The sequence below is a fragment of the Thermomicrobiales bacterium genome, assembly GCA_041390825.1.
In the GTDB taxonomy this organism is placed as follows: domain Bacteria; phylum Chloroflexota; class Chloroflexia; order Thermomicrobiales; family UBA6265; genus JAMLHN01.
This window is the reverse complement of record JAWKPF010000084.1, coordinates 1-2,459: the sequence shown is the minus strand read 5'-3', so window position 1 is coordinate 2,459 and position 2,459 is coordinate 1. Positions and strand designations below refer to the sequence as shown.

Annotated in this window: 4 protein-coding genes; 3 read left to right on the top strand and 1 reads right to left on the bottom strand. The window is 61.8% G+C overall.

What is annotated here, in order from left to right; genetic code table 11:
* Both R2855_20040 and R2855_20035 read left to right on the top strand, forming a co-directional pair.
* The coding region (locus R2855_20040) for a M55 family metallopeptidase (GenBank protein ID MEZ4533297.1) at positions 1–826 on the top strand (826 nt) is incomplete at its 5' end.
* Positions 823–1,173 carry a hypothetical protein gene (locus tag R2855_20035; protein MEZ4533296.1) on the top strand — a complete coding sequence of 117 codons (351 nt, stop codon included), beginning with the start codon at positions 823–825 and terminating at the stop codon, positions 1,171–1,173. The genes R2855_20040 and R2855_20035, both read left to right, overlap by 4 nt.
* Here R2855_20035 and R2855_20030 read toward each other — a convergent pair.
* Complete coding sequence (locus R2855_20030; GenBank protein ID MEZ4533295.1) at positions 1,170–1,844, bottom strand: hypothetical protein; 675 nt, start codon at positions 1,842–1,844, stop codon at positions 1,170–1,172. The two genes, R2855_20035 and R2855_20030, sit on opposite strands and share 4 nt — an antisense overlap.
* Positions 1,845–2,168: 324 nt before the next feature.
* On the opposite strand from R2855_20030, the gene R2855_20025 reads away from it, so the two are divergent.
* A partial coding sequence (locus R2855_20025; protein MEZ4533294.1) for an acetyl-coenzyme A synthetase N-terminal domain-containing protein occupies positions 2,169–2,459 on the top strand: 291 nt, incomplete at its 3' end.

Genomic DNA, 2,459 nt, shown 5'->3' with positions numbered 1-2,459 from the left:
GGGAACGGCCGGTGTCGTTTCCTGGATGCAAGTCACTCCCCCGGAAACCTCCAGTGGCTCTCCCTACAAAGAGTCCGAGTACGACCGCTGCCGGCGCCGCATGACTGCTGAGGTGAGCGCGGCCGCCCGGGGCGCCTTTGCCGCCGGAGCGGCCAAGGTGACGGTCAACGACTATCACAATGCCAACCTGAACATCCTCATCGACGAGCTCGACGAGCGATGTCTGCTGGTTGCCGGTGGCGCCGGGCCCCTCAACTTCCTTCAGGGGATGGATGCCGACTGTGCGGGAGTCTTCTTCACCGGGTTTCACTCCAAAGCCGGCACCGTCTCGTCCGCCCTGTCACACACCTGGAGCACGAATCTCAACGATCTGCGCATTGCTGGGGAATCGACTGGCGAGTTTGGACTGATTGCCTATTGTGCGGGCGCTTTCGGAGTGCCGGTTCTGCTGGTGACCGGCGACCAAACCGCGTGCGATCAAACCGAGGCATTCCTGAAGCAGCCGGTGGCGAAAGCGGTCATCAAGGAAGGCATTTCGCAAACCGGAGCGATCAACATGCACCCCCGGGCTGCGCAGGCGCTCATCGAGGAAAGAGCGCACGAAGCGATGTCGCTCATTGGCCAGGTGCTTCCTGCTGTGCTGCCCCCGGGTTCGCCAGTCGAGTTGGAGTTCGATCATCAAACCCGCGCGGACGCTGCCGAACGCATTCATGGCGTTGCTCGGGCTGGAGCGCGCACTGTTGCGTTTCAGGCCGACGATGGGCTCGATCTCCTGGAGAAGTTCCTTGCCGTAATGCGAGCCTCCTACGTGCGGATCTCACCATGATGGCCAATCCTTCGCCTGAATCCATTCCGGTCATCGCATCAGCCGATGAGCTCGACGCATGGTTCAGGGATCATGGTTCCACCGAGACAGAGCATTGGGTTGCCTTTCACAAGAAGTCCTCGCCGCACTTCTCGGTCACGTTGGAAGAGTTGATCGATGTCGGGTTCTGCCACGGATGGGTGGACAACAAGGGTATTCGCGTCGACGAGCAGCTCCGCGCGTTGCGCTTCACTCCGAGGCGACCAAAGAGCAATTGGTCGGAGCGCAACCGCGCGCGCGTTCGCCAGCTGATCGCGGACGACCGCATGCAACCGGCAGGGCTTGCCAGGCTGCCAGACGATCTCTAGCGGCCAGCTTCGCGTTGCTGTAGGTCCGCGATCGCCTGATTGAGGCGTCGCCGTTGGATCGGAAGCTCCTCGACTTGTCGTTGGCGTTCTTCGATATCGGAGCTCCGCTCGGTCAGGAGCCGCGCGCGTTCGGCGTTGAGCTCCCGCAACCGCGCGTCGTGTTCCAGGCAACGGAGCGAAATGCCACCCCAAAGTTGCCAGTCTCCGCAGTCAGGAGAGGGGACCGCCAGATCGGCCAGGGTCACGTTCATGGGGAGCGCGCGCCCGTCGATGCTTCGATCGCGCAGGTCGGTGGCGAAGGCAAACAAAGACTGATCCAGATGGTCCGCCAGCTCGTCGCGAAGATCGCTGGAAAATTCAACGGGCACGAGCGGGCGCACGTCGACGCCGTCACCCATGAGGTCTCCATGCACGATCTGAGTTCCGCGCTCAGCCCAGTCGATTTCTTCCGAATAGCGAAAGACCTGGTCACCGATCTGGAACGACACCCGTGGAACAGGCTCCAGTTCCACCGCGATATTCGTGATCGGAGACGGCTCGAGCGCCGGAACATCGCGCGACTGGAGCGGTGTCGCCTCGGCGATTTCCTGCTCGATCGATTCCAACGCGGTTGCCAGAATGCCGAGGCGTTGCTGGTACGGGCTGTCGGGATCGCCGGAACGCTCCACCATCTCGATCTCGTGCTCGAGCGCAGCGATCCGTTGTCGCAGGCGTTCGACTCCTGGATCAGGGCTGCGCTCCGGGGCCTGTCGCGGAGGTGGGGGGACGAACCCTTTGGCGCGTGACGCGGGTGTTGGGACCTGAACCGGTTCGGGCTCGGTCGGCGTCGTCCGTTGTTTTCGAAATCGATTGAGAAATGACATAACAGTCCACTTGGTGCTAAACCAGCCATTGGTCAGAGTCTATCCGCTGCGTACCGACCTTGACCGCGCGCGGCCAGAGCGCAAGAATGCGGCGAATCGAATCGAGCCAAGCCGCGAAACGAACGGGAACTGATGTCTGCTGAAACCGAGATCACGTGGATTCCGACCGAAGACTATCTGCAACGCAGCCGATTGCTTGCATTTGCCCGCAAGCATGGTGTCGACGGATATCAGGGCCTCCAGGATTGGTCGGCGAGCGAACCGGGCGCCTATTGGGACGCCGCGGTGCGGGATCTCGGCTTTCACTTCGATCCACCGTTTGCCCAACCGGTCGACATGGCGCGCGGAAAGGAATGGGCGGAGTGGTTCCCAGGCGCTGGATTCGACTATGTGTCGAACATTTTTCACCTTGCCGCGGAACGC